Source organism: Ochrobactrum teleogrylli (assembly GCF_037482325.1).
Taxonomy (GTDB): Bacteria; Pseudomonadota; Alphaproteobacteria; order Rhizobiales; family Rhizobiaceae; genus Brucella; species Brucella teleogrylli.
This window is the reverse complement of the sequence record NZ_JBBHKQ010000001.1, coordinates 505,604-530,304: the sequence shown is the minus strand read 5'-3', so window position 1 is coordinate 530,304 and position 24,701 is coordinate 505,604. Positions and strand designations below refer to the sequence as shown.

Below are 24,701 nucleotides of genomic sequence, written 5' to 3'. Positions count from 1 at the left end.
CTATGCCCAGAATGACAATGATCGAGGCGATCCAAAATGCCCACGACATTGCCATGGAGCGCGACAAGAACGTGGTCGTGTTCGGTGAGGATGTCGGCTATTTCGGCGGCGTGTTTCGCTGCACCGCCGGTTTGCAGAAGAAATACGGCAAGGAGCGCTGTTTCGATGCGCCGATCAGCGAGCTTGGCATTGTCGGCACGGCAATTGGCATGGCGGCTTACGGCTTGCGCCCATGCATCGAGGTGCAGTTCGCGGATTATGTCTATCCGGCCTATGACCAGATTGTTTCCGAAGCCGCCCGTCTGCGCTATCGCTCGGCGGGGGAGTTCACATGCCCCATCGTGATCCGCATGCCATCCGGTGGCGGTATTTATGGCGGGCAAACCCACAGCCAAAGCCCGGAAGCGCTTTTCACCCATGTGTCGGGCTTGAAGACGGTGATGCCGTCAACGCCAGCCGACGCCAAAGGCCTGCTGCTTGCAGCCATTGAAGATCCCGATCCGGTGATCATGTTTGAGCCGAAACGGCTTTATAACGGCCCCTTCGACGGCCATCACGACAAGCCGGTGACGTCGTGGAAGAAGCACGATCTGGGCGAAGTGCCGGAAGGTTATTATACGGTTCCACTCGGCAAGGCCGCCATTCGCCGCGAGGGCAGCGCGGTTACGGTGCTGGCCTACGGCACCATGGTGCATGTGGCGCTGGCCGCCGCCGAGGAAACCGGCGTCGATGCCGAGATCATCGATCTGCGCACGCTTCTGCCGCTCGATACGGAGACGATCATGGCATCGGTGCGCAAGACGGGCCGTTGCGTCATCGTGCATGAAGCAACGCTGACCTGTGGCTATGGCGCCGAACTCGCGGCACTCGTGCAACGCGATTGCTTCTATCACCTCGAAGCGCCTGTCATTCGCGTGACCGGTTGGGACACGCCTTATCCGCATGCGCAGGAATGGGCATATTTCCCCGGTCCTGATCGTGTCGGTCGCGCACTTGTGTCTATCATGGATGCGTGAGGGGAGAGACCATGGCTCATTTTACAATCAAACTCCCCGATGTTGGCGAAGGCGTTGCCGAGGCAGAACTTGTCGAATGGCATGTGAATGTTGGCGATATCATTCGTGAGGATGATCTTCTGGCCGCTGTCATGACTGACAAGGCGACGGTGGAAATCCCGTCATCACGCGCTGGCAAAGTCATCGCGATCAATGGCGAGGTGGGGGAAAAGATAGCCGTCGGTTCTGAACTGGTGCGGCTTGAAATCGAAGGTGCTTCCGGTGCAAGCGCGGAACCGAAGGCGGAAGAGCCAGCGCATAGTCCGATAGAGGCTGAAACGCCAAAGCCGCAGACTCCGGAAGGGCCGGTCTTGTTGCAGACGCCCGTTCCGCCAAAGCCGGCAGCACCAAAGCGTGAAACCTCGAGCCGCACTTTTGCGGGCGCTGGCCCTGTCCGGGCAGAAGGCGAAAAGCCGCTGGCCACGCCATCGGTTCGGTTGCGCGCGCGCGACGCGGGTGTCGATCTCAGGCGTGTGCGTGGAACAGGCCCGGCAGGGCGTATCACTCATGAAGATCTGGACGCGTTTTTTGAGGCCGAAAGCGGGGCTGCAACGGCTTTGTCCGGCTATGCCGCCGATACATCCGTCAACGAAATCAAAGTGATCGGGCTTCGGCGCAAGATCGCCGAACGAATGGCGGATGCAAAACGCCATATTCCCCATATTACCATTGTTGAGGAAGTCGATGTCACGCAGCTTGAAGAGCTACGCACCAGTCTCAACAATGAGAAGAAGGAAGGGCGTCCGCGCCTGACGTTGTTGCCATTCGTCATCCGCGCCATCGTCAAGGCGGCGAAAGAACAGCCGGGTCTCAATGCGCATTTCGATGATGAAGCCGATATTATCCGCCAGTTTGGCGGTGTGCATGTGGGCATTGCCACACAGACACCAAATGGCCTGATCGTCCCCGTGGTGCGTCATGCCGAGAGCATGACCGTTTTCGCAGCAGCTTCCGAGCTGTCGCGTGTGACCGACGCCGCCCGCAACGGCACGGCAAAGCGGGAAGAACTGAGCGGCTCCACCATCACCATCACGTCGCTTGGACCGCTCGGGGCGATTGCCACGACACCGATCATCAATCGACCGGAAGTCGCGATTGTCGGCATCAACAAGATTGCCGTGCGTCCGATGTGGGACGGAACCCAGTTCGTGCCGCGCAAGATGATTAACCTTTCATGCAGCTTCGATCATCGGGTGATCGATGGATGGGATGCGGCTGTCTTTGTGCAGAAGCTGAAAAGCCTCATCGAAACGCCTGCGATGATCTTTGTGGAAGGCTGAGCTTATGAGTGAGATTAACTGCAAACTTCTGATCATCGGTGGCGGTCCCGGCGGCTATGTCTGTGGCATCCGGGCAGGGCAACTCGGCATCGACACCGTGCTGGTCGAGCGAAAGCGCCTCGGCGGCACCTGCCTCAATGTCGGCTGTATTCCGTCGAAAGCACTGATCCATGCGGCGGATGAATTCCACCGCGTGACGCATTTCGCATCGAAAGGCGCACTCGGTATTACCGCGCAAAATCCGGCTATCGATTTTGGCAAAACGCTTGAATGGAAGGACGGCATCGTCAATCGGCTGAATAGCGGCGTCGCCGGGCTGTTGAAACGGTCGCGCGTGCGCATGTTTCAGGGGCAGGCGCGGTTCATGGACGGCAAGACCGTGCTGGTTGACACCGATACGGGCCGCCAGACCATTCATGCGGAAAATATCGTGATTGCCACCGGCTCCGTGCCGGTTGAAATCGAGGCGTTGCCCTTCGGTGGCAATATCATTTCGTCAACGGAAGCCTTGTCTCTGGGAGCGATACCGGAGAAGTTAGCTGTTGTGGGCGGTGGTTATATCGGGCTCGAAATCGGCACGGCTTACGCCAAGCTGGGTTCCAAAGTCACCGTGGTGGAAGCCACCGACCGCATCCTGCCGCAATATGATGCCGAACTGACGCGTCCCGTCATGGCACGATTGAAAGCGCTTGGCGTGGAGGTGTTGACCAGCACATCGGCCAAGGGACTGACCGCCGACGGCAAGGCGCTGGAAGTGTTGGCGGCTGATGGTTCAGCGAAACGCATCGAGGCCGATAAGGTGCTGGTGACGGTCGGGCGCAAGCCGCAGACTGACGGCTGGGGTCTGAGCGAAATCCGGCTCGATATGGATGGGCGTTTCATCCGCATTGATGATCGCTGCCGCACGTCGATGCGCGGCGTTTACGCAATTGGCGATGTCACGGGAGAGCCGATGCTGGCGCATCGCGCCATGGCGCAGGGCGAAATGGTTGCCGAGATCATCGCGGGCGGCAAGCAGGCCTGGGACAAGCGATGCATCCCCGCCGTCTGCTTCACCGACCCGGAAATCGTAACGGTGGGACTGCTGCCCGATGAGGCGCGCAAGGCAGGCCACAATACGCAGATCGGTATTTTTCCGTTTCAGGCAAATGGCCGCGCCATGACGGTTGAGAGGGAAGACGGTTTTATCCGCGTGGTGGCGCGGGCAGACAATCATGTCATTCTGGGCATTCAGGCGGTCGGTGTCGGTATTTCTGAACTGTCGTCTGCCTTTGCGCAAGCCGTTGAAATGGGGGCGCGCCTTGAAGATATTGCAGGGACAATCCATGCACATCCGACCTTAGGCGAAGGCTTTGCCGAGGCCAGCATGAAGGCGCTTGGCCACGCACTGCATGTTTAGTTATTAAGTGAAGGTTTAAAAGATGCAAAATAGTTGTAAAAAAGGAAAAGTCCTTGGATTATAAGTACAATATTAATAAAAATGATTTTTAGGGTTATAATTTATAAAGCGGTTCAATTGGCGATACAGCTATGTGCGCAAATTCCGTTGAGGTACTGAGCAATCGTTTAACATTCTCAATTTCATCTGCTTTTACGTAGATGGCAGCTATATTTTCAGATTTTACAGATCCTCTAACATAAGCCTCGCCAGGTAAGCCTTTGCTTCCGATATTCGTAGTATTAACACCGCGTAATCCATACAAAACAGGAAAGGATTTTTCAACCATATCTCGGTGTTCTTCACTCAACGTATCCCATGCGGATATTTGCATATCTAGAAGGTCCCTTTTTCTAGTCAAAAGCTTGCTTGCCTCGGCGAAAAAACCACTAGAGTCACCTGACCCGCTGCTAATGAAATTTCCAATCTTTTTTTCCATTTCTGTTTTTTGAACTATGGCAGACTTAATACTCCACACACTAGCATTTCCATCATTATGAGCCGTGTAACTTAGTGCAGTATTGATATAATTTTTTGTTGTAACACTTATATTGTTATGACCAATTGCGGACCTCAATAAAGAATTTCCGGATTCGCCAGTGAATGGAGGTTTGCCAATCTCAAGTAGCCTCCCCATCGGGAGCAGCTTTCCACGATGTTCTTTTTCCATATATGAAGTAAAAGCGAGTAAGCTTCCTGATTTAGATCCGTGAAAGCTCGTAGAGCCAAAGTCATTAAAAGTCGCTTGAGGAATATTCAATTCCTGAAATAAAGATGTTGGGCGTTCCATATTTTAGCCTCTGAAGATGGTAAGATAATTTATATTAGCTGGAATATAATACAGGGAAAGTTGGAAAGGATGTCAGTTGCATTCAACTGTGCTCGTAACGCCAGACGAACACCGCAGCCCCGGCGACCATGGCTGCGAGCGCAAACCAGGTGATTGCATAGGACAGATGGCTGTTGCGGAAGGATACGACCGTCAGTCCGCCGATCGGCTGGTTGCCGGGATTGGACTTGGCGTCCGCATCGATGAAATAGGGTGCGACGGTGCCAAGTTTCTCTTTCGCGGCGAAAGCCGCAACATCGCGAGAGTTCCAGCTGTTTTTTTCTGGATCGTTGGGCCGCAGGAAGAACCCATCCGGCTCCGGCATGCGCAGAAGACCGGTCACGGTCGTTTCACCGGCAATCTGCGTTTCCGGGCGGGTTGACAGATCACGCTTGTCGCCCGGCACAAAGCCGCGATTGATATAGGTCAGTGATCCATCAGCAGTGCGCAACGGCGTGAGTATCCAATAGCCGGCGCCGCGTTCCGTCAACGCACGCACCAGCACTTCCTTATCGTTCAGATAAGTGCCGGTGATGGTGACATGACGATATTCATCGTCCTTCTGATTGACATTGGCCCAGTCATCTTTGCCCGGCGCTGCAACGGGCTCGGCGTGGACGCGAGCATCCACGCGCGAGATCAGATCGAGTTTCCACTGCAAACGTTCGATCTGCCAGACGCCAAGACCCATAAAAAGCAGGAAAAACAGGCCAGCCAAAACGGCCATGAAACCGAGAAAGAAACCGGATTTCTTCTTCACGTCGTTTCCATCGGCTTCGGTCGTCATCGCACATTCCTGAATTTACTGAAACTGGAGCAATGCTCCCTCATAAACCAGCCATGCGGATTTAGATAGTTTGGAGCGGATAAAATAACAGCGCCAGCAAGCCCAGAATGGCATGTGGCGCTGATAACGAACCGACATGATATTCAATTCATGGGGTAAAATCAGGCAAGCTTGTGAACCTTGTGCCGCCGGTGCGAATAACCGCCCTTCGAACGGCGCAAAACATTGCAAACCTGCGTCTTGTCTTCAGACGGCTTTGGCATCTGCTCATGAATGCGATGCAGTATCTGCTGCGTAACTGTACGATCCTTGTCGGTAGGCCCAATGATTATGCTTTTCATCAACCATTCTCCCTGTTTTTTTGGGCACAGAGTAGCATCCGGGCTACCCCGGCCGGTCATCAAGAATGTACGAATATCCAAAGTATTAATCATAATTTACATATTGACAAGGGCATTCTTGCAACATCGCGCAAGCGCTTGAGATTGGATGAGAAAAGGCCGATTCGCATTCGCAAACCGGCCTTTTAAAGTGATTATATCGATTAAATCAGTCGCGATTGCCGGTGAGAATCTCGCGCTTGCCGACATGGTTCGCGGGTCCGACCAGACCTTCCTTTTCCATGCGCTCGACGAGCGAGGCTGCACGGTTGTAGCCAATGCCGAGACGGCGCTGGATGTAGGAGGTTGAGCACTTCTTGTCGCGCAGCACCACTTTGACCGCCTGATCGTAGACGTCGTCGCCATCTTCGGAACCCATCGACGTCGCATCGAAGACGGCGGCATCTGCGGTTTCTTCTTCGGCGTCCTCATCTTCCGTCACGGTTGCCAGATAATCCGGGCGACCCTGTTCCTTCAGGTGATTGACGACCTGTTCCACTTCCTCGTCCGAAACGAACGGTCCATGGACGCGGACGATACGACCGCCACCAGCCATATGCAGCATGTCGCCCTGGCCGAGAAGCTGTTCGGCGCCCATTTCACCGAGAATGGTGCGGCTGTCGATCTTCGACGTAACCTGGAACGAAATGCGGGTCGGGAAGTTGGCCTTGATCGTGCCGGTGATGACATCGACGCTTGGACGCTGGGTCGCCATGATCAGGTGAATACCAGCGGCACGGGCCATCTGCGCCAGACGCTGCACCGCGCCTTCGATATCCTTGCCCGCAACCATCATCAGGTCGGCCATTTCATCGATGATGACCACGATATACGGCATGGGCGTCAGGTCGAGTTCTTCCTGAATATAGGTCGGCTCGCCTGTTTCCTTGTCGAAACCAGCCTGCACGGTGCACATGACGGTTTCGCCCTTGCCCTTGGCCGAAGCCGCACGGGCGTTGAAACCTTCGATGTTGCGGACGCCGAGGCGAGCCATCTTGCGATAGCGCTCTTCCATCTCGCGCACGGCCCATTTGAGCGCCACGACGGCCTTTTTCGGATCGGTCACGACAGGGGTAAGCAGGTGCGGAATACCGTCATAGATCGACAGTTCCAGCATCTTCGGATCGACCATGATCAGGCGGCATTCTTCCGGCTTGAACCGATAGAGCAGCGACAGGATCATGGTGTTGATCGCAACCGACTTGCCCGAACCCGTGGTGCCAGCCACCAGCAGGTGAGGCATCTTGGCGAGTTCAGCAATGATCGGCTCGCCACCAATGCCTTTGCCAAGGCAAAGCGGCAGGCGATAATTCGATGCTTCGAAAGTGCGGGAGTCGATCATCTCGCGGAGATAGACAGTCTCGCGATTGGCATTCGGCAGCTCAATGCCGATGACATTGCGACCGGGAACGACGGCAACGCGAGCGGAAAGCGCCGACATGGAGCGAGCGATATCGTCGGCAAGGCCGATGACGCGCGAGGATTTCACACCCGGGGCAGGCTCGAATTCATAAAGCGTGACGACCGGACCGGGCCGGACATGGATGATCTCGCCACGCACGCCGAAATCTTCCAGTACGCTTTCAAGCAAGCCTGCGCTGCGCTCCAGCATTTCCTGCGTGATCACATTGCCATCCAGCGTGGGCGGCATTTGCAGCAACTCGCGTGGCGGGAACTCGTACTCGCCGTGAATAACCGGTGCTTCCGCACGGGGGAGGGGCTGGGGCTGATAGAGGGCAATCGACGGCGCAGCCTTTGCCAGAGCAGGCGTGGCTGCGACTGGTGCAGGCGCTTCGATTTCTTCAACGCTGTGCTCTTCGGCTTCTGCGACGGCAAGCACCACATCGTCTTCGGTCGCTTCACCTGAAACCTCGGCAACTTCCGCAATCTGCGGTGCAGCTTCGACCTTCTTCGGAGCGATTCCCTTTGCCTTTGCAACCAGAGCAATGACTGGAGCCACGGCGACAGGTTCTGACGCTACAATGGGTTCAGGAGCCGGAACTTCTGCCACTGGCTGTGGTTCAGCAACAACTGCCGCAACCGGCGTTTCTTCCGGCTGGCTGTTCCATTCACGAATGCGGAACTGTGCCAGAATGGATTCAACAGTCGGCGCTGGCTTTTTGGGAGCGGCGGGTGCTGCAGCAACAAGCGGCACGGTCGGCGCAAGGCTTGCCTCAACATCGCATCCTTCCCAGAAGGCGAAGTCGGAAATATAGGCGAAGGCAGACGTTGTGATGTCAGTTGCGGGCGCGATAGGAGCCTGCGCTACCACAGGTTCTGGTATAGCCTGAACGACAGGTGCCGCGACGGCAGCTGGCATGACCGGCAGGGCAGGCGGAACAGGTACGACGGGCGGCTGCACCATGCCGAGCGAAACGCTCTGCTGCAATGCGGCGACCGCCATTGGTTGGACTTCGGCTGCTTTTTCAACAACGGCTTCCTGCGCTTCCGCAACAGGCTGAACCTGCGGGCGAGCGTTGACATCCGGCAGGTCCTCGCCGCGACGACGCATCAGTTCCACTTCCGGCGTGCGGGTGAAACGGACATTCTCGCCCAGAGAAAAATGGATTTTCCAGGCGCCGTCATCTGTCGGATTACGCGCCTCCGTCTGGCCACGCTGGGGCTTCGGGTCCGAGGCGTTCTCTGTATGATTTCCATTCGAATGGGGGAAATTTTCTCTCAAATTACGCATGATACCTGAACCATAGATACTGTCGCCTGAATGAGCCCAAGTAATAAAAAATGAAGGTTAACAACCCCCTTCATAAATTCGCCGTCGCCCAGAAAATTCTGACAGGGTCGCCGCGGTTGACAGCTGGTTTTCTGTGGGGAAATTCATTCCAAAGAACAAGAATAGTCAACAAAATCAAATAGTAAGTATTATAAGTTAATGAATTTTATTAGAAATATGAAAACCCGCATGGGTTGTGAATATAAATTACTCCCTTAAAGCGCGTTACCCGAAACGCTGCCGGTGCGCGGCTCAGTCACGGGCAAGCGCTACGACGGGATCGAGTCGGGAGGCATTGCGGGCGGGCATGAAACCGAATCCGATTCCGATAAGGCTGGAGCACAACAGCGCCGCTACAATGGACGTCGGCGAGTAGATCAGTTTGAACATTGTGCTGAACTGCGCGAACAGCAGACCGAAACCGCCAGCGACAAGCACCCCGACAATGCCGCCGATCAGACAGACCAAGATAGATTCGATGAGGAATTGTTGCAGGATATCGCTTTGCCGCGCCCCAACTGCCATGCGCACGCCGATCTCGTTGATTCTTTCCGAAACTGCGACCAGCATGATGTTCATCACGCCAATTCCCCCGACAAAAAGGGAAATGCCCGCGATGCTCGCCACAAGGAGGGCCAGCATTGCCGTCGTGGCCTGAATGGTTTTCTGCAATGTGTCGCTGTTGAAGATGAAAAAGTCCTTTTTGCCATGACGCCTTTCCAGAAACGCCGTCACCATCTTTTCGGCGATCGCCGGGTCCATGGTGTCGCGAATGCGAACGGCTATCGACTGCAAAGCGCGCGAGCCGGTCATGCGCGTCTGAACAGTTGTATAGGGCAGAAACAATTCCAACTTGCTCGAGCCGGTCATGCCTTGTTCATCGGCTTTGGTAACTCCGACGATCCGTACAGGAATCTGTTTCAGAAAAACGATCCTGCCGACGACGGTTCCCTGCTCATTGGGGAACAATTCCTTTTTGGTGTTCGTGTCGATCACCGCGTCCTGCGCGAGATTATCGAGACTTCTTTTGTCGAAGAAACGCCCCTCAACCAGCTTGCTTTTACGGGTCGCAAAATAACGTTCGCTGACACCATTGACCGTGATGCTGACTTCCTTGTTGCCAACGCGGACCGTTCCCATCGTGGAACTTTCAGGTGTTGCCGCGACGACATAGGGCAGCTTGGCCAGTTCGTTTGCGTCGTCAACGTTCAATGTGGTGACAAGCGCCGCTTTCAGATCGCCATAGCCGGTTCCGGGGCCGATATAGAGCGTGTTGGTGCCGAGGCTGCTGATCTGTTCGAGGATGCGCTGTTGTGAACCTTGCCCTAGTGCCGTGACGCAGACGACGGAGGCCGTTCCGATAATGATCCCCAGCATGGTGAGGAATGTTCGCATGTGATGCGCGTTCATGGAACGCAAGGCCATCGCAAATGCTTCTTTAAAGCGATCACGCATGCCGCGGAAAAAATTAGGTTTTTCCGACTCCGATGCAGCAAGGGGATCGTTGGTCCGAATGCTACAGCAATCGTCGGCCTTCGACGTGTCGGCTGTGATTTCTCCATCGTGGATTTCGATGATGCGGTTTGCGCGCGCCGCGACAGCCCTGTCATGCGTGACAATGATGATCGTGCGGCCTTCACGGTTCAGTTCCTGAAGAATGCCGAGCACCTCTTCGCCACTCCGGCTATCGAGCGCTCCAGTCGGTTCGTCTGCAAGTATGACATCGGCATTGTTGATGAGCGCGCGGGCTATCGACACACGCTGTTGCTGGCCGCCGGAAAGCTGGTTGGGCCGGTGGTGCGTCCGACCGCTCATGCCAAGCCGCCGCAGGATTTCATGGGCGCGTTCGCGCCGTGCTCCGCGCGCCTGTCCCGCATAAATCGCGGGTATTTCGACATTGCCGACCGCATCCAGCTCATTCAGCAGGTGATAGCGCTGAAAGATAAAGCCAAAATGCTCCCGCCGTAGCTGAGCCAGTTCATCCGGTTCCAGTTTCGCCGTTGAACGTCCTGAAATCAGATATTGCCCTTCCGAGGGACGATCCAGACAGCCCAGAATATTCATCAGCGTGGATTTTCCAGAACCGGACGCACCGACAATCGCCACCATCTCGCCGCACTGGATGGTGAGGTCGATATCGCGCAGGACCGTGGTGAAACCGTCGCCGGATGGGTAATGGCGCGAAACAGCCTTCAACAAAATCAACGGCATATCGCTCATGTCAGGCACCGTCAGTCGTTACAGTGATTTCCTGATTGTCGGTGACGATCTTGTCACCTTCCTGCAAGCCTGAGCGGATTTCCGTGTTGATCTTGTCGGTGATTCCGGTTTCCACGGTGCGCTCCTCCAGCGTTCCATAGGCATTCAGCACGCGGACGGTTGCTTTACCCGGACTATCCGGGTCGTCATTACCGAGCGGTTTCAGCGCCGACACAGGAGCGAGCAGGACATTTTTGACCTTCGCCAGAACGATATGGATCTCCGCCGTCATATAGGTGCGAAGCAGACCATCGGTGTTGGGAATGCTGAACTTGCCTTTGTAATAAACGGCAGAGGCCGTCACGCCGCTTGAAGCCGACAGGCCGTTGCTTGTGCCGAAGCTCTTGTCGCTCACAACGGAATCCGGCGCAGGCTCGATTGTTTCGAGCTTTGCATCGTAACGTTTTGAATTTCTTCCGGAAATGGTGAAGTAGATCGGCAGGCCATCATGCACCTGCGTAATATCCGCTTCAGAAATATCGGCTTCCACCGTCATCGTGTCGAGCTGACCGAGGATCGCGATTGTCGGGACGGTTTGCTGCGCGTTGACGTTCTGGCCCTCCTGCGCCACCGTTGAAAGTATGGTGCCATCAATGGGAGCGGTGATGCGAGTGTAGGCAAGCTTGGTTTCCGCGATACGGACTCCAACCTTCGACGCCGCGATCAAGGCTTCCGTATTGGCCAAGGCCGCTTTTTGCTTTTTCAATCCGGCTACCGCTTTGTCATATTCAGATCGCGCGACAGCATTTTTTCCGATCATCGCCTGATTGCGGGCAAGATCCAGCTTCGCCAGTTCCAGATCGGCGAGGTTCTGCTCACGAGTGGCCTCGTTCTGACGCAGTGTCGCCTGGGCTTTGTCCAGATCGTTCTGCTGGCTCGCGGCATCGATGAGCGCGACGACCTCGCCCTGTTTTACATGCTGTCCGGTTTTCACTTTGAGCGAGAGTATCCGCCCCGTGGCCTGCGTGCCGATGGCAACCAGATTTTTTGGGCGCAGTGTACCCGACGCAACCACGGAACTTTCAAGGTCACCGCGTTCTACGGTTGTCATCTCGGGTAGCGGCTCGTGAGCGGACCAATGTTCGAACGACAGACCGGCGGCCAGCATCAAGACAAGGAGGGCCGCGCCCCAACGTTTGCGAAAACGTCGCTTCGATACAGAGTTCGGGGAGTTCATTGCGGCCTCGCAGGATGATCAGGCGCGGTTGCCATGGGAGGTTTCACGAGATGCGGACCAGTATAGCCGTCCACGACTTCCGACCTGTCGATGTCGATCCGACCGTTCCAACCTCCGCCGAGTGCCTTCTGCAAAGCGACGTAGTTGGTGATGATCTCCACGCGCGCTTGCGCCAACGCGTTTTCCTGATCGAGCAAACTGCGTTGGGCGTTGAGGACGTCGAGGAAATTTTTGGATCCGGCCTTGAACTGGTCGAGCGTCAACGCAGTGATCTTACGGTTGTTACCCACAATCTTCTCGAGCTGAGCGATGCGCACACGGTTCTGGTTGAATTGGACACTGGCGTTTTCCACTTCGCTCAAACTGTCCAGAATAGTTTGGCGGTATTTGATGAAAGCCTCGTCCCGCGTTGCCCGGGCCGCATCAACATCAGCAAGCAGCTTGCCGCCCTGGAAAACAGGTATCGTGAGGTTGGGGCCGAATGACCAGCCTATGGTCGACAACCGGGCAAGATCGCCAAAGTTTGCACCGCCGGTATCGATTTTACCGGTAAGGGAGACGCTTGGATAAAGTGCCGCCTGACTCTGGCCAATCTTGGCTGTTGCGGCAGCATAATCTCGTTCTGCAGCGCGGATGTCGGGGCGGCTGAGCAAGAGATTTGCAGGTAATCCGGCAGCTATTCTGCGCGGTGCGGAAGGCAAGGGCCGGGGCTTGTCCAATATCGCGGCCAGCGCAAGCGACGAACGTCCCGTGAGTGTAGATAGCTTGTTCAGAGAACTGGCATAGCTGATGCGCAGTGAAGGAATTCCGGCCTCTGTGGTGTCGGCCTGCGTTTGTGCGCTCAGCAGATCAACCTGTGATATGTTGCCAGCTTCCAGCTGCGTGCGGGTGAGGGCAACAGTTCGGCGCTGTGAACTAGCATTGCGCTCGGCGATTGCGATCTGCGCCTGCGCGCCGCGCAACTGGACATAATTGGTTGCGATATCACCGATCAGACTGACGAGCGCCGCACGCAACTGTTCGCTCGCTGACTCTTTTGCGTAATACGCCGCTTCGACACCGCGCCGGTTCGCGCCGAACAAATCGATATCCCATGCAGGATCTAACCCGAAACTCGACGTGCTAGTGGCGGCGCTGCCACCACCACCAGAACGCGTGAAACTGCCTTTTCCATCCACGGACGGATAAAGTGTGCCACCCGCCGACGCGTAGCTGGCGCGCGCCTGGCGTACTTTTGCTTTTGCTATCGCAACGTTAGGACTGCCCTCAATGCCGTCAGCAATGAGCTGGTCCAGAATTGGATCGCGCAGGTTTTTCCACCAGTCTGCGAGATTGGGAGCAACGGTGCTGGCCTTACTGTTCCACGCGGGGGGCGTATTGATGACAGGGGCGCGATAATCCGGCCCAACTGCAACACAGCCCGCGCTGAACGGAAAAAACAACAAAATCGCGCAAAGGGGGACTTTCGAAATTTTGATATTTCCTCAAAGTAATCAATAAAAAATTCGCATTGTTTTTAATATGGATTGGAGAGTATGTACATCGAAGCAACATATTTTTAAATTGCTAGCAATAAAATTGGCTATATTGTTTATAATGCTTGAAAGAGCTGCGATCAGACTTCCGATTACAGTGACGGATGCGCGAGGAATATGATATTCGCGTTGTGGTTACAACGCCAACTATGTGCCCCCGTTCAGTTGCCGGAACGGGGACTGAAATATTGGGGGGCAGTGGCCTATGCGGCGCTTGCGGCAAGCCAATCGGCCAATGAACGGCGGTTTGCGGCACGTCCACGCATGGCTTCCGCCGCGCACATGGAATTCAACACCGCTTCCTGCGTTGCCTCCGCCGCGGCGCGAAACAGCGTGTCGATCCGGTTTTCATTGAGGACCGATATCCGGGTGAAGTCACTCGGCTCGTCGTGGTCGAAAGTCACGGCGGTTGAAAAGCCGACAGCAATATCACCGCTGCCGTGGCCCCAGAACGCGCCGAGCCGCGCCAGCCCCGCACCACAACGACGCGTGACACGTTTCAGCTGCCGGTGCTCCATGGGCACATCGGTTGCGAGCACGAGTATGACCGAGCCTTTTTCCGGTTGCGCTTCCGTCTTGGGCGAGGGGCGGCGTCCATCGGGAAGCACGAGGTCGCCCGCGCGTCCGAAATTGGTTAGCGCCAGAATACCAAGATGATGGGTCGAGCTATCCAGCACGAATTGCCGGGACGATGAACCAATACCGCCTTTAAAGCCAAAGCAGCTCATGCCGGTTCCAGCTCCGACATTACCCTGGGCCACGTCGTCGCTTGCTGCTTGCAAGGCAAGGCGCGCGTGTTCCTCGGTTACGGCCATGGCCTGAATGTCGCTGAGCGGGCCGTCATTGCATTCCAGAACGACCGGATTGACGGTGGCGGTGGTGCGTCCGATATCGGGATTGGCGGCAATTGCGTCGCGGATAAGGGCGTTGGCGCAGGTGCCGACGCCAAAAGTGTTGGTCAGCAGGATCGGCGTTTCCAGCGTGCCGAGTTCCTCAATCTGAACCAGCCCCGTACTCTTGCCGAACCCGTTGATGATATCGCAGGCAGCCAGAACCTTGCGCCGATACAGATTGCCATCATGAGGCAAAATGGCCGTCACGCCGGTATTGATATCGCCATAGCGCAGAGTGTGGTGGCCGACCCGCACGCCCGGCACATCAGTGATGGCATTTTTTGCGCCGGTTGGCATGGTGCCACAGATGATGCCGAAGTCACGTGCGGTTGCAGTCATGTCATAGTTCCGTTTTTAAAAGACCTGTGGGTCAGAGACGCCCGGCTTCGATAATACGCTTGAGAAAGGCTTGTGTGCGCTCACCCTGCGGATTGCCGAAGATTTGCGACGGCGGACCTTCTTCATAGACCTTACCGTTTTGCAGGAAACAGACCTTGTCTGCAACCTCGCGTGCAAAACCCATTTCATGGGTGGCCAGCACCATGGTCATGCCCTTGGTCGCCAGATCGCGCACGATATCAAGCACTTCCGATACCAGTTCCGGATCGAGCGCCGAGGTGATCTCATCCAGAAGCAGCAATGTCGGGTCCATCATCAGAGCCCGCACGATGGCGACGCGCTGCTGTTGTCCGCCGGAAAGCCGGTCCGGATATTCCTTCGCCTTGTGGTCAAGGCCGATACGGGCAAGGAGGGCAAGCCCTTTTTCCTGCGCCTGTTTGACCGGCATGCCCAGCACCTTTGTCGGGCCGAGCGTGACGTTTTCCATCACGGTCATATGCGGAAACAGGTTATAGCCCTGAAACACGATGCCGATTTCGCGGCGCAGGACATCGAGATCAACGCCCGGTCCGGTCACACGGTCGCCATGCAGGCGGATTTCGCCTTCATCAATGGTCTCGAGCCGGTTGATGCAGCGCAGAAGCGTGGACTTGCCGCAGCCCGAAGGGCCGATCAGACAAACGACCTGATGCTCTTCGATGTCGAGGCTGATGCCGGACAGAACCTCCAGCGATCCATAACGCTTGATTGCCTTGTCGATTTCAACGAGTGCCATATCCGTATTCCTCACATACTCGAACGCATTTTCCGGCGATCCCGTTCGATCAGACGATCGACAAAACGGGCCTGCGGAATGGTGATCAGGATGAACAGAATGGCGACAGTGGTGACAGCCGACAGGTTGAAATAGTTGCTGGCGATGATTTTCGACTGGTTGAAGGCGTCGATGGTGCCGATGATCGCGACCAGCGCCGTATCTTTCTGCAAGCTGATGCAGTTGTTCATCAGCGGCGGAATGATGCCGCGCACGGCCAGCGGAACCACGACATAGCGCATGGTGCGGACATACGAGAGGCCAAGTGAGCGCGCAGCCGCAATCTGGCTTGGGTGGACGCTTTCGATGCCGGCGCGATAGACTTCGGACGTGTAGGCACCATAGGTCAGCGTCAGCGCGATGATCGCATAGGCATTGGACGACAGGTCTTTCAGGATCGGCAGGCCCGTCAAGGGCAGCCCAAAACCGATAAGATAGATCGTGATGATGGCGGGCAGGCCGCGAAACAGGTCGCTGTAGAAGGTGGCGAGCAGGCGGATCGGCCTGCCAGCCTTTCCGGGAAGCGTGCGGGCAATCGCAATGACCAGCGCCCAGACCAGGATCAGAATGGCTGAAATGAAGAAGATGACAATGTTGGTGCCAAAGGCCTTGAGTACGGTGCCCGCCGACTTGGCAATCAGGCTGACATCGAAGAAAGTGCGGCTCACCGCAGCGTCATTAACGATCATGAACCATGCGCCAGCGCAGAGGATTAGCACGGCAACGGCATAGGAGATGACCTGCCAGGACATATCCGAAGCACGTGCACCCAGTTCCCGGCCCTTGTAGATATCGGCGCTTTTCCCGGCCTGCATTGAAAGCTGTACAGCACGCCAGGCGAACCACAATACGGCGAGCGGAGCCAAAAGCAGCGCCCAGCCGATGGTGAGAACGGGCGTCGCAGGCCATCCCTGCGAGATCGTATAACTGGTCACGCTGTGGACGGTCTGCGCCGAAGCCAGAAGGGTGATGAACGAAAAGGCGAACGCGAACAAGGACCGACCGCTATGGGTGCGGACTTTGTTTCGGCTGCGCCATTGCCGCGCGCGCTCCGCGCTGGCTTCCGGTGCCGGATGGGACATAGATATTCTCGCTGAGGCAAGGTGGTCGCGCGCCCGTTTGGGAAAGGTGCTGCCACGGTGTCAAAATCGGAAGACCGGGCCGCGGCTGCCATCGCAGGCGCAGCCCGGCCAACCGTCAGATCAAGGCTTCCAAAGTGGAACGTCGGACGGAGACATGCCCCATGACGGCAGCAAATAGGCTGCTTCCAGCTTCTTGAGGGTTCCGTCTTTTCCCATGTCGGCGATCAGCTGATCGATGACTTTCTTGTTTTCCGTGCCCTTCGGATAAATACCGGCGGTTTCGCCGCTGGATTCATATTTGCCGACCACTGCCAGCTTGCCGTTGGAATTCTTCACCTGACCGAGAATGATCGACAGATCGGTCATCACGGCATTGACCTTGCCAGCGGCAAGCGCGGTGAACATCGACGCGGTGTCGTCGAAGACATCGAGGCTTGCAACTTTCAGCGTTTCCTGCGCGAAAGGAACCAGCGTCGTGCCAGCCTGCGTGCCGACCTTCACCGTCTTCATTTCGGCTTCCGTCACCGGCTTGTCGGCGCGGGCCGCTACACCATAATCGGAGTTCATGTAAGGCGTGGAGAAATCAACGACCTTCTTGCGCGGTTCGGTGACGGAGATCAGCGCCAGCGCGATGTCATAATCCTTGTTCTGGCCTGCAACGATGGAGTCAAACGAGGCGTTGACCAGCTTTACTTTCTCAAGGCCAAGGCGATGCGCGATATTGACGGCCATGCAGAATTCATAGCCATCCTTGATCGTGTCCGGCGTGTCGCCATTGAACTGGCCGATGGCGGGCAGGTTGATGATGACCGTGAACTGACCGGGCACTGCCGGGGTGATCGAGGCCAACCCCTTGTCGCCGATCAGCGGGCAATCGCCGTAACCTTCGGTGGCGGCAGATGCACTGCTTACACTTGCCACTGCGGCGACGCTTGCGAACAATGCGCTATAAGCTGCTGACTTAAATAGGTTTTTTATTGTCATATTCCCCTCTTGCTTTCTTTTGGGTTAGAGAACGGCTTCTGCACCCGTGCGGGCCAGATCCATGTAGATTTCCTGCAGACGACGCGTATGCGGACCCGGCTTGCCATCGCCGATGGTGTGGTCCTGAATGCCGATAATCGGCGTCACGAAGCTCGATGCGCTCGTGAGAAAGGCCTCTTTGGCGGCCTTGGCTTCATCGACCGTGAACAGCCGCTCCTCGATGGTGAGGTTCTGTTCCTCGGCGATTTTCAGAACGGCCCGGCGCGTGCAGCCGGGCAGGATGGAATGCGAATTGGGACGCGTCACCAGCACATTGTCGTGCGAAATGATGAAGGCGGTCGATGAAGCGCCTTCGGTGACAAAACCGTCTTCAACCAGCCAGACTTCATGAAAGCCTTTGCTCTTGGCCTGCTTCTTGGCCATGACCTGCGCCAGCAGCATGACGGTCTTGATATCGCGGCGTGCCCAGCGCGTATCCGGTGTGACATCGACACGAACCCCATTTAGCACCGACGGTGCATTGGCCAGATTTTTGGCCTGCGTGAACATCACCAGATTGGGCTTGATATCGTCTGCATAGACAAAATCGCGATCGGCTTCGCCGCGCGTCACCTGCATGTAGACCACGCCTTCGTGAAGCGTGTTGCGGCGGATGAGTTCAATCTGCGCCTTGCGAATATCGTCAAGCGAGACGGGCAGGGCGATGTCGATTTCTTTGACCGAGCGTTCCAGCCGGGAGAGATGAAGATCATTATCAACCAGACGTCCATCGATCACAGCGCTCACTTCGTAGATTCCGTCGCCAAACAGAAAGCCGCGATCAAAAACCGAAACCTTTGCGTCGCTTTCGTCGACGAAGGTTCCGTTCACATAAATTACTCTGGCCAAAATACGTCCTCGGCATCTGCATTTCTCGATTGAAAGGACGGTAGGAAAAAAGAATTTGGCTGGCCAATGCTATGTTTTGCAATCACTATGCAGAAATTGCATAAAGGGAAGGGAGTAGGGGAATAAGGGAGTAAGGGAATAGGTGAATAGCTGTTGTTATCGCCTCTCCGAGACGCGAACATACTGCCTTACTGCCTTACTGCCTTACTGCCCTATTCCCTTACTCCCTTATTCCCCTACTCCCCTAAGGAACGCCTATGGAACTGAAATGGCTGGAAGACTTCATCGCGCTTGCGTCAACGTCGAGCTTCTCCCGGGCAGCAGAGGCGCGCCATGTGACGCAGTCGGCCTTTTCGCGGCGGATCAAGCAGCTTGAGGTCTGGCTGGGGGTAACGCTCGTCAATCGCGCCACCTTTCCGGCTCAGTTGACCCATGAAGGGAAGACCTTTCTTCACGTCGCGGAAGATGCGGTCCGGCAGTTTTACGCCACGCGCAGAAGCCTTCAGCCAAGCCGGCAAGGACAAAACCCTGCGCTGAAATTTTCTGCCTTGCATACTTTGACCGTCACGTTCTTTCCGCAATGGCTGAAGGGGATTGATGCGACCATCGGCAATATTCATTCGCATCTGGCGCCGGATCGCGGCGGGTTTGAAGACAATATCGCGACCCTGACCGAAGGCGAAGTCGATTTCTTTCTGACTTATGCGCATCCGTCAGTGCCGATCCTGATCGACAGGGAACGGTTTCCGTCGATCATTCTGGGCACAGAAAGGCTGATCCCGGTGTCGTTGCCGTCCGGGGAAGGGCCTGTGCTGGATCGCGCTATCGAGACCGGCGCGCCACTGCCCTATCTCAGCTATGGCGACTTTTCATTCTTCGGCGCGGCTCTGGCGCAGAAATTTGCGTCCGGCCCTAATTTTTCGCGCAAGGTCGTGCATGAGAACACCATGTCCATCGGTCTCAAAGCGATGGTTCAGGCCGGGTGGGGCATGGCATGGCTGCCGGAAAGTCTGGTTCTGGAAGAAATCCGTCGTGGCGATATGGTGCCCGCTTCGGTCGATCCCTATTGGGATCTGACGACGGAAATTCGCATCTTCCGCCATGATGCACCGCTTTCGCCACGTGCTGAAAGCCTGTGGACCTTTTTGCAGGCAAAAGGCGGTGCAGTTTCAGAAAACAGCGATTGACAGGACGGTATGCGCAGCGCTGTAAATGCTCGCACTTTATTCGGCCGGAGAGGGACATAGACGGCATGAAGATCACCATCGAACAATCGCTCGATCAGGCGGGGACGGGCGCATTCCAGCGAGGCTTGCTCGGGGTTTTCGGCCTCGTCTGGGCAGCGGACGCGATGCAGGTTCTGGCTGTCGGCTTCACCGCAGCGTCCATTGCAAAAACATTCGGGCTGACCGTGCCGCAGGCATTGCAAACCGGAACGCTTTTCTTCTTCGGCATGTTGGTCGGTGCAGCCGTGTTCGGCAGACTCGCCGATAAATATGGCCGTCGCCGTGTGCTGCTGATCACCGTCGCGTGCGATGCCGTGTTTGGTCTGCTGTCAGCCTTCGCACCTGGTTTCGAAGTTCTGCTTGCACTGCGTTTCCTGACCGGCGTGGCCGTCGGTGGAACGCTGCCTGTCGATTATGCCATGATGGCTGAGTTTTTGCCCTCCAAGAACCGTGGTCGCTGGCTGGTAATGCTGGAAGGTTTCTGGGCCGTGGGCACCGTGGTGATCGCCCTTGCCGCATGGGCCGCGAGCCTTGCCGGTGTCGAGGATGCATGGCGCTATATTTTCGTCGTCACCGCAGCGCCTGCGCTTATCGGTATCTGGCTGCGCCTCTGGGTGCCTGAATCGCCAATGCATCTTTTGAAATCCGGTCGCGCGGATGAGGCAAAATCAGTGATGAACCGCGTGCTGCGCCGCAACGGAAAGCAGGAACTGCCGCCAAAGGCGCGACTTGAAGCGCCGCTTCTTGTAACGAATGAACGGCTTTTGTCGCCAAAGCTGCGTCAGCGCACGCTCGCAACGCTCGCGATCTGGTTCCTCGTCTCGGTGTCCTATTACGGCATTTTCACCTGGATACCGGCCAAGCTCGCCGGTGACGGTTTTGGCTTCGTGCGCGGCTATGGGTTTCTTGTCGTGGTGGCGCTGGCGCAATTGCCGGGCTATGCGCTCGCCGCCTATGGTGTCGAGAGGTGGGGTCGTCGCAAGACGCTGATCAGCTTCCTGTTCATCAGCGCTGCGGCCTGTGCCTTGTTCACGATTGCCGATAGTTCGGCTGTAGTCGGCGCATCGATCCTGATCATGAGCTTCGCGCTGCTCGGCACATGGGGCGCGCTCTATGCCTTCACGCCGGAGCTTTATCCGACAGCCCTGCGCGCCAGCGGCATGGGCGCGGCGGGTGCCATGGCGCGCCTTGGTGGCCTTCTGGCGCCGTCGGCTTTGGCCATCGTTATCAGCCAAAGTTTCAACGTGGCTGTGGCAATGTTTGCTGGCCTTTTGGCGCTGGCAGGTGTGATTGCGTTCCTGATCAATGTCGAAACACGCCAGCAGGCTTTGAACTAGGCGTTTAAAACGCTTTTCGGAAAGTCAGATTGAGGCGAACACGACCAACCTTGTCGTGTTCGCCATCTTTCAGCGCCAATATGCCATGGTGATAAAGGCGTGACGGGCCACCCCAGACAACCACATCGCCATGGTGCAAGGGGTATTTGGTGATCGGGTCGTTGCGTTTAAGACCGCCAAACTGGAAGGTAGCGGGAAGACCAAGCGAAACGGATACAATCGGATTGGCGAAATCACGCTCGTCCTTGTCCTGATGCAAGGACAGCTTTGCGCCGGGCTCGTATCGGTTGATCAGGCAGGCATCGGGCGAAAAATCGGGATATCCGGCCTGTCGGGCGGCATTTTCAGCGAGAGACCGAAGGGCGTCCGGCATGGCTGGCCATGGCTTCCCGGTTTCAGGGTCATTGGCGCTATATCGATAGCCAGTTTTGTCGGTTACCCAGCCCGCTTGCCCGCAATTGGTCATGGCGACCGACATGCGATAGCCACCGGGCGTCACCATATGCCGAAATGGCGCGGCGGCGCTGACATCCGCGACTGATTTCAAAATAGCTTCTTCCTCCGGCAATGCGAAGCCGTGCAGAAGTACTGCGCCGGGCGCAAGAATCTCCACGGGTTCAAGCTGATCAAACAAATCTCTCATAAGGCTTTTTAGCATAGGCCGCTGCTGAAACGTCCCGAAATCTGCTTTCTAATTGAAGACCCCTGTCGGGGTCCTCTGGTTGTTATGAAGTGAGATTACCAGTTTACCTTGAAACCGAGCGTTCCCTTGAGGCTATAATTATCGCCGAAATCCTCGAAGCTGGTCTTGACCATGCCTTCGCCGAACAGCGCATATTTGCCATCGGCCCAGGCATAGGTTCCACCGGCGCCGATACCGCCCCAGGTTTTGTCGTTTTCGCTTTTGAAATCAACACCACCCGCTCTGATCTTATAGTCGTTCATGAACTCCTGATAGAGATTGGCGGCGACATAGAGTTTGGTCTGGGTCAGCCTGTTATTTTCGTCATGCCATGCATTATGGTATTCCGCCGCCAGCCCAATGCGGGCATTGAGGCTGTCGCCGTTGCGCAGATCGACAGGTACGCCCGCGACATCGTGGAAACTGTCGAAATCCACCGAAGACCAGACAAGCTGCGCCTGCGGTGTGATCGACCAATGTTCGTTGACTTCGATACGTCGTCCACCTTCAAGGCTGAGACCATAGCCAAAGCCCTTATTGCCATCGGCCAATGACTTTTTAAGTGTATCGGACACGAGCTTGCTGTCATACCAGGTCAACTGGAGCTGTCCATCGAGATAATAGCCATTATTGCCATACCAGGTGAGTGCGCCGCCTAATCCCCAGCCGTCGGTGTCGATGGTGCCATCGCCACTAAACGACGAGATATCACTGCTGGCTTTGCCATATTGCGCCGTCAGACTGCCGATCAGGCGACCGGATTCGCTCTCGTGAAACATCGCGTCGATACCGGCCTGCATGACGAATACGCCGATATCCTGCGTCACATCGGCGGTGGAGCCGCCCGCCGCAAATTTGCTGTGGGTTCCTTCGATACGGCCCCAGACGCCATATTTGTCGATGGCGATATCCGGTCCTGCCGTCGCATGGCCGTCCTTGATATCCTCACTCGGCAATATATCACCGGTCCAGTATCGATTGCCGACGCGCTGCTGCAAACTTGGCATCTGGTTCAACGCCTGCATATTGCGGGCATAGCCTTCATAGATCGGCATGGACGGATTGTAGCGCTTTTCGCCATTGGCGGATGTATTGCGGAGATAAAATCCGCCGTCACCAGTCAGCGCCACGCTGTTCGCGGTTGCCGCAGAAGCAGCGGGTTCTGACGCCGCAGGCGAGGGGGCTTCGGTCGGCTGGTCAGGTGTTGCGGTGATTTCGTAGGCATAGACGCCGCTGACAACCGCCGCTTCGCCGTCTTCCGTCGTATAATCGCCTGCGAGCGCGAATGTACCCGCCGGATTGCCTGCAACCTCGATGATCTTGGTATCATCGGCAATCTGCTGGCTGGACTGGCCATAGGAAACAAGGCGAAGCTGGCTGTTGCCGGAACTGTCGCCAGCTATGACCAGACGGCTGGTCTCTCTATTATCGGCACCGATACCGGTGGCAATCTCGACCGTGCCGCCTTTGCCGATGTAATCGCCTTTGACGGTCAGTGTGCCGACACCATTATCACCGGGAGCGACAACACCGCCGGTTTCGTTGGTCACGGATTGGACGCTGCCGATGCCGCTTAGTCGCCCGGCTCTTGCAACCCGGACGGATGTGTAGTTGTCGCCGTCGAAGATCAGCGTTCCGCCGACGACTGCGGAATTGCCGGTAAAGCTATTATCACCGGTCAGACGCAGAATGCCTGCGCCACGTTTTGTCAGACCGCCGATGCCGGAGATGGCATTGGACCAGGTTGAAGAATAGCCCTGCGTATCGACGTCGAAACCTTCGGCATGGCGGAATTTCATCGGCCCGTTGATTGCAGCGCCAAGATTCAGGAGGCCTTGGCCGTAGGTTTCGGTCGGGCCGATATTGGTGGCGGTGGTCAGCAGGGTTTCAATGGTCTGCCGCGCATTCATATAGGGAAAGGCCTGACGCACAACGGCGGCGGCACCGGCAACATGCGGCGTCGCCATGGATGTGCCCTGCATGTAGGAATAACCGCCACCGGGATAGGTCGAGTAAACAGCGCCGCCCGTATCACCGCCTGGGGCCGCCATGCACCATTCTGCCGCGATACCGCAGCGATTGCTGTAACTCGCAATTTGCCGGTTCGGACCAACGGAAACAACGGCAATGATCGAGCCTCTCAAATCCGAAAAGTCGAGATTGGCGACGGCAGGATCATTCGGTGCCAAAAGGCGGAATGTGTTGGGATTGTTCATGTCGAGATCGCGGCGGCGACCATCGACAAATTTATATTTGCCGAGCGCCGTGTTCTGCGGTGTGATTGCAGGAAACAGGGCGCTGCCGCTCGGCTGCGCTGACGAATATGGCTGAACCTTGTAATTATTGCCGGCAGCGAAGACCATGACGATATCGGCTTTGGCGGCGACTTTCAGGGCTTCATAATCATTACGAAGATAGTTGCCATACAGAATCGGCTGATAGCTCAACCGTTGATAATTGCGGTTGTTGTAAGGGGTAGGAAACGCATAGGGGCCATAGCTGCCGTTCAGCACCTTCACCCCTGTCGTTGATGCATAGCGCAGTGCCCTGTTGATCGCGTCATATTGCCGGTCCGGCACGATGGCCCGCAAGGCGAGGATTTGTGCATCATAGGCAACGCCATGCATGCCGGTTCCATTGCGGGCTGCGGCGATGGTGCCGCTGACATGGGATCCGTGCCCGATGGGCGTCCCGTTTCGCTGGAGGTCCCGAACATCGCGTTCGTGCATGAAAGTGCCGAAGTTTCTCGACCAGGGATGCACTTTCCCGGCAAATTCCGGATGGTAGATATCAATGCCAGTGTCGAGCACGGCGACCGTGATGCCTTTTCCTGTAAAACCGCGTCGGTATGCGGGGATGGGGTTGATCATGGGGAGGCCCCAGCTTGCCAGATATTCCGCGTCGGACGTGAATGCTCGAGATGGTTCGGCCTGTTGCGCGTTGGAATAAGAAGGAAACAGATAAATAGTCGCAGCTAATAATCGA

19 protein-coding genes are annotated in these 24,701 nt (G+C 56.3%); 5 read left to right on the top strand and 14 right to left on the bottom strand.

Annotated features, from left to right (window positions below):
* Positions 1-2: 2 nt before the first annotated feature.
* From WIX40_RS02610 to lpdA, 3 genes are read left to right on the top strand one after another with little or no spacing between them, the layout of a single operon-like run.
* On the top strand, positions 3-1,016 hold the full coding sequence (locus WIX40_RS02610; RefSeq protein ID WP_339440907.1) for an alpha-ketoacid dehydrogenase subunit beta: 1,014 nt from the start codon (positions 3-5) through the stop codon (positions 1,014-1,016).
* An 11-nt stretch (positions 1,017-1,027) separates the two neighbouring features.
* Entirely contained in the window at positions 1,028-2,335 is a 1,308-nt protein-coding gene (locus WIX40_RS02605; protein WP_339438244.1) for a dihydrolipoamide acetyltransferase family protein, read from the top strand.
* A 4-nt stretch (positions 2,336-2,339) separates the two neighbouring features.
* Positions 2,340-3,734, top strand: a complete 1,395-nt coding sequence (gene lpdA, locus WIX40_RS02600) for a dihydrolipoyl dehydrogenase (protein WP_109367402.1) — start codon at positions 2,340-2,342, stop codon at positions 3,732-3,734.
* A 94-nt stretch (positions 3,735-3,828) separates the two neighbouring features.
* On the opposite strand, the gene WIX40_RS02595 is transcribed toward lpdA, so the two are convergent.
* The 12 genes from WIX40_RS02595 to WIX40_RS02540 all read right to left on the bottom strand — a co-directional run bounded on the left by WIX40_RS02595 (position 3,829) and on the right by WIX40_RS02540 (position 18,471).
* Positions 3,829-4,563, bottom strand: a complete 735-nt coding sequence (locus WIX40_RS02595) for a hypothetical protein (protein WP_339438241.1) — start codon at positions 4,561-4,563, stop codon at positions 3,829-3,831.
* Positions 4,564-4,645: 82 nt separating this feature from the next.
* Positions 4,646-5,389, bottom strand: a complete 744-nt coding sequence (locus WIX40_RS02590) for an SURF1 family protein (RefSeq protein ID WP_371834112.1) — start codon at positions 5,387-5,389, stop codon at positions 4,646-4,648.
* 161 nt (positions 5,390-5,550) lie between these two features.
* Entirely contained in the window at positions 5,551-5,730 is a 180-nt protein-coding gene (locus tag WIX40_RS02585; protein ID WP_109367401.1) for a hypothetical protein, read from the bottom strand.
* Positions 5,731-5,938: 208 nt separating this feature from the next.
* Positions 5,939-8,461: a DNA translocase FtsK gene (locus WIX40_RS02580; RefSeq protein WP_339438238.1), complete on the bottom strand. Its 2,523-nt coding sequence runs from the start codon at positions 8,459-8,461 to the stop codon at positions 5,939-5,941.
* A gap of 291 nt (positions 8,462-8,752) precedes the next feature.
* Positions 8,753-10,720 (bottom strand): MacB family efflux pump subunit, encoded by a 1,968-nt coding sequence (locus WIX40_RS02575; protein WP_339438236.1) that lies wholly within the window; start codon positions 10,718-10,720, stop codon positions 8,753-8,755.
* 1 nt (position 10,721) lies between these two features.
* Complete coding sequence (locus tag WIX40_RS02570) at positions 10,722-11,936, bottom strand: efflux RND transporter periplasmic adaptor subunit (RefSeq protein ID WP_339438235.1); 1,215 nt, start codon at positions 11,934-11,936, stop codon at positions 10,722-10,724.
* Positions 11,933-13,378: an efflux transporter outer membrane subunit gene (locus tag WIX40_RS02565; RefSeq protein ID WP_339438233.1), complete on the bottom strand. Its 1,446-nt coding sequence runs from the start codon at positions 13,376-13,378 to the stop codon at positions 11,933-11,935. The genes WIX40_RS02570 and WIX40_RS02565 overlap by 4 nt, the downstream gene beginning before the upstream one ends.
* A 296-nt stretch (positions 13,379-13,674) precedes the next feature.
* Positions 13,675-14,703, bottom strand: a complete 1,029-nt coding sequence (locus WIX40_RS02560) for a DmpA family aminopeptidase (RefSeq protein WP_339438231.1) — start codon at positions 14,701-14,703, stop codon at positions 13,675-13,677.
* 31 nt (positions 14,704-14,734) lie between these two features.
* Positions 14,735-15,478 carry an amino acid ABC transporter ATP-binding protein gene (locus WIX40_RS02555; protein ID WP_109367395.1) on the bottom strand — a complete coding sequence of 248 codons (744 nt, stop codon included), beginning with the start codon at positions 15,476-15,478 and terminating at the stop codon, positions 14,735-14,737.
* An 11-nt stretch (positions 15,479-15,489) separates the two neighbouring features.
* Positions 15,490-16,599: an amino acid ABC transporter permease gene (locus WIX40_RS02550; protein WP_339438227.1), complete on the bottom strand. Its 1,110-nt coding sequence runs from the start codon at positions 16,597-16,599 to the stop codon at positions 15,490-15,492.
* Positions 16,600-16,719: 120 nt separating this feature from the next.
* Complete coding sequence (locus WIX40_RS02545; protein ID WP_339438225.1) at positions 16,720-17,520, bottom strand: ABC transporter substrate-binding protein; 801 nt, start codon at positions 17,518-17,520, stop codon at positions 16,720-16,722.
* A gap of 87 nt (positions 17,521-17,607) precedes the next feature.
* Positions 17,608-18,471, bottom strand: coding sequence for a D-amino-acid transaminase (locus WIX40_RS02540; protein ID WP_339438223.1), 864 nt, complete (start codon positions 18,469-18,471; stop codon positions 17,608-17,610).
* A 257-nt stretch (positions 18,472-18,728) separates the two neighbouring features.
* Between WIX40_RS02540 and WIX40_RS02535 the strand changes: the two genes are divergently transcribed.
* Positions 18,729-19,658: a LysR family transcriptional regulator gene (locus WIX40_RS02535; protein ID WP_339438222.1), complete on the top strand. Its 930-nt coding sequence runs from the start codon at positions 18,729-18,731 to the stop codon at positions 19,656-19,658.
* A 65-nt stretch (positions 19,659-19,723) separates the two neighbouring features.
* Entirely contained in the window at positions 19,724-21,034 is a 1,311-nt protein-coding gene (locus tag WIX40_RS02530) for an MFS transporter (protein WP_339438221.1), read from the top strand.
* 4 nt (positions 21,035-21,038) lie between these two features.
* On the opposite strand, the gene alkB is transcribed toward WIX40_RS02530, so the two are convergent.
* Positions 21,039-21,677 (bottom strand): DNA oxidative demethylase AlkB, encoded by a 639-nt coding sequence (alkB, locus tag WIX40_RS02525; RefSeq protein WP_339438219.1) that lies wholly within the window; start codon positions 21,675-21,677, stop codon positions 21,039-21,041.
* 95 nt (positions 21,678-21,772) lie between these two features.
* Positions 21,773-24,586, bottom strand: coding sequence for an autotransporter outer membrane beta-barrel domain-containing protein (locus WIX40_RS02520; RefSeq protein ID WP_339438218.1), 2,814 nt, complete (start codon positions 24,584-24,586; stop codon positions 21,773-21,775).
* Positions 24,587-24,701 lie beyond the last annotated feature (115 nt).

Bases quoted from the DNA above. Each gene is read 5' to 3' on its own strand.
- WIX40_RS02605 (WP_339438244.1), top strand. From the start codon at position 1,028: ATGGCTCATTTTACAATCAAACTCCCCGATGTTGGCGAAGGCGTTGCC.
- WIX40_RS02535 (WP_339438222.1), top strand. From the start codon at position 18,729: ATGGAACTGAAATGGCTGGAAGACTTCATCGCGCTTGCGTCAACGTCG.
- WIX40_RS02560 (WP_339438231.1), bottom strand. From the start codon at position 14,703: ATGACTGCAACCGCACGTGACTTCGGCATCATCTGTGGCACCATGCCA.
- WIX40_RS02555 (WP_109367395.1), bottom strand. From the start codon at position 15,478: ATGGCACTCGTTGAAATCGACAAGGCAATCAAGCGTTATGGATCGCTG.
- WIX40_RS02550 (WP_339438227.1), bottom strand. From the start codon at position 16,599: ATGTCCCATCCGGCACCGGAAGCCAGCGCGGAGCGCGCGCGGCAATGG.
- WIX40_RS02575 (WP_339438236.1), bottom strand. From the start codon at position 10,720: ATGAGCGATATGCCGTTGATTTTGTTGAAGGCTGTTTCGCGCCATTAC.
- WIX40_RS02590 (WP_371834112.1), bottom strand. From the start codon at position 5,389: ATGACGACCGAAGCCGATGGAAACGACGTGAAGAAGAAATCCGGTTTC.
- WIX40_RS02570 (WP_339438235.1), bottom strand. From the start codon at position 11,936: ATGAACTCCCCGAACTCTGTATCGAAGCGACGTTTTCGCAAACGTTGG.
- WIX40_RS02610 (WP_339440907.1), top strand. From the start codon at position 3: ATGCCCAGAATGACAATGATCGAGGCGATCCAAAATGCCCACGACATT.
- lpdA (WP_109367402.1), top strand. From the start codon at position 2,340: ATGAGTGAGATTAACTGCAAACTTCTGATCATCGGTGGCGGTCCCGGC.
- WIX40_RS02595 (WP_339438241.1), bottom strand. From the start codon at position 4,563: ATGGAACGCCCAACATCTTTATTTCAGGAATTGAATATTCCTCAAGCG.
- alkB (WP_339438219.1), bottom strand. From the start codon at position 21,677: ATGAGAGATTTGTTTGATCAGCTTGAACCCGTGGAGATTCTTGCGCCC.
- WIX40_RS02530 (WP_339438221.1), top strand. From the start codon at position 19,724: ATGAAGATCACCATCGAACAATCGCTCGATCAGGCGGGGACGGGCGCA.
- WIX40_RS02580 (WP_339438238.1), bottom strand. From the start codon at position 8,461: ATGCGTAATTTGAGAGAAAATTTCCCCCATTCGAATGGAAATCATACA.
- WIX40_RS02585 (WP_109367401.1), bottom strand. From the start codon at position 5,730: ATGAAAAGCATAATCATTGGGCCTACCGACAAGGATCGTACAGTTACG.
- WIX40_RS02520 (WP_339438218.1), bottom strand. From the start codon at position 24,586: ATGATCAACCCCATCCCCGCATACCGACGCGGTTTTACAGGAAAAGGC.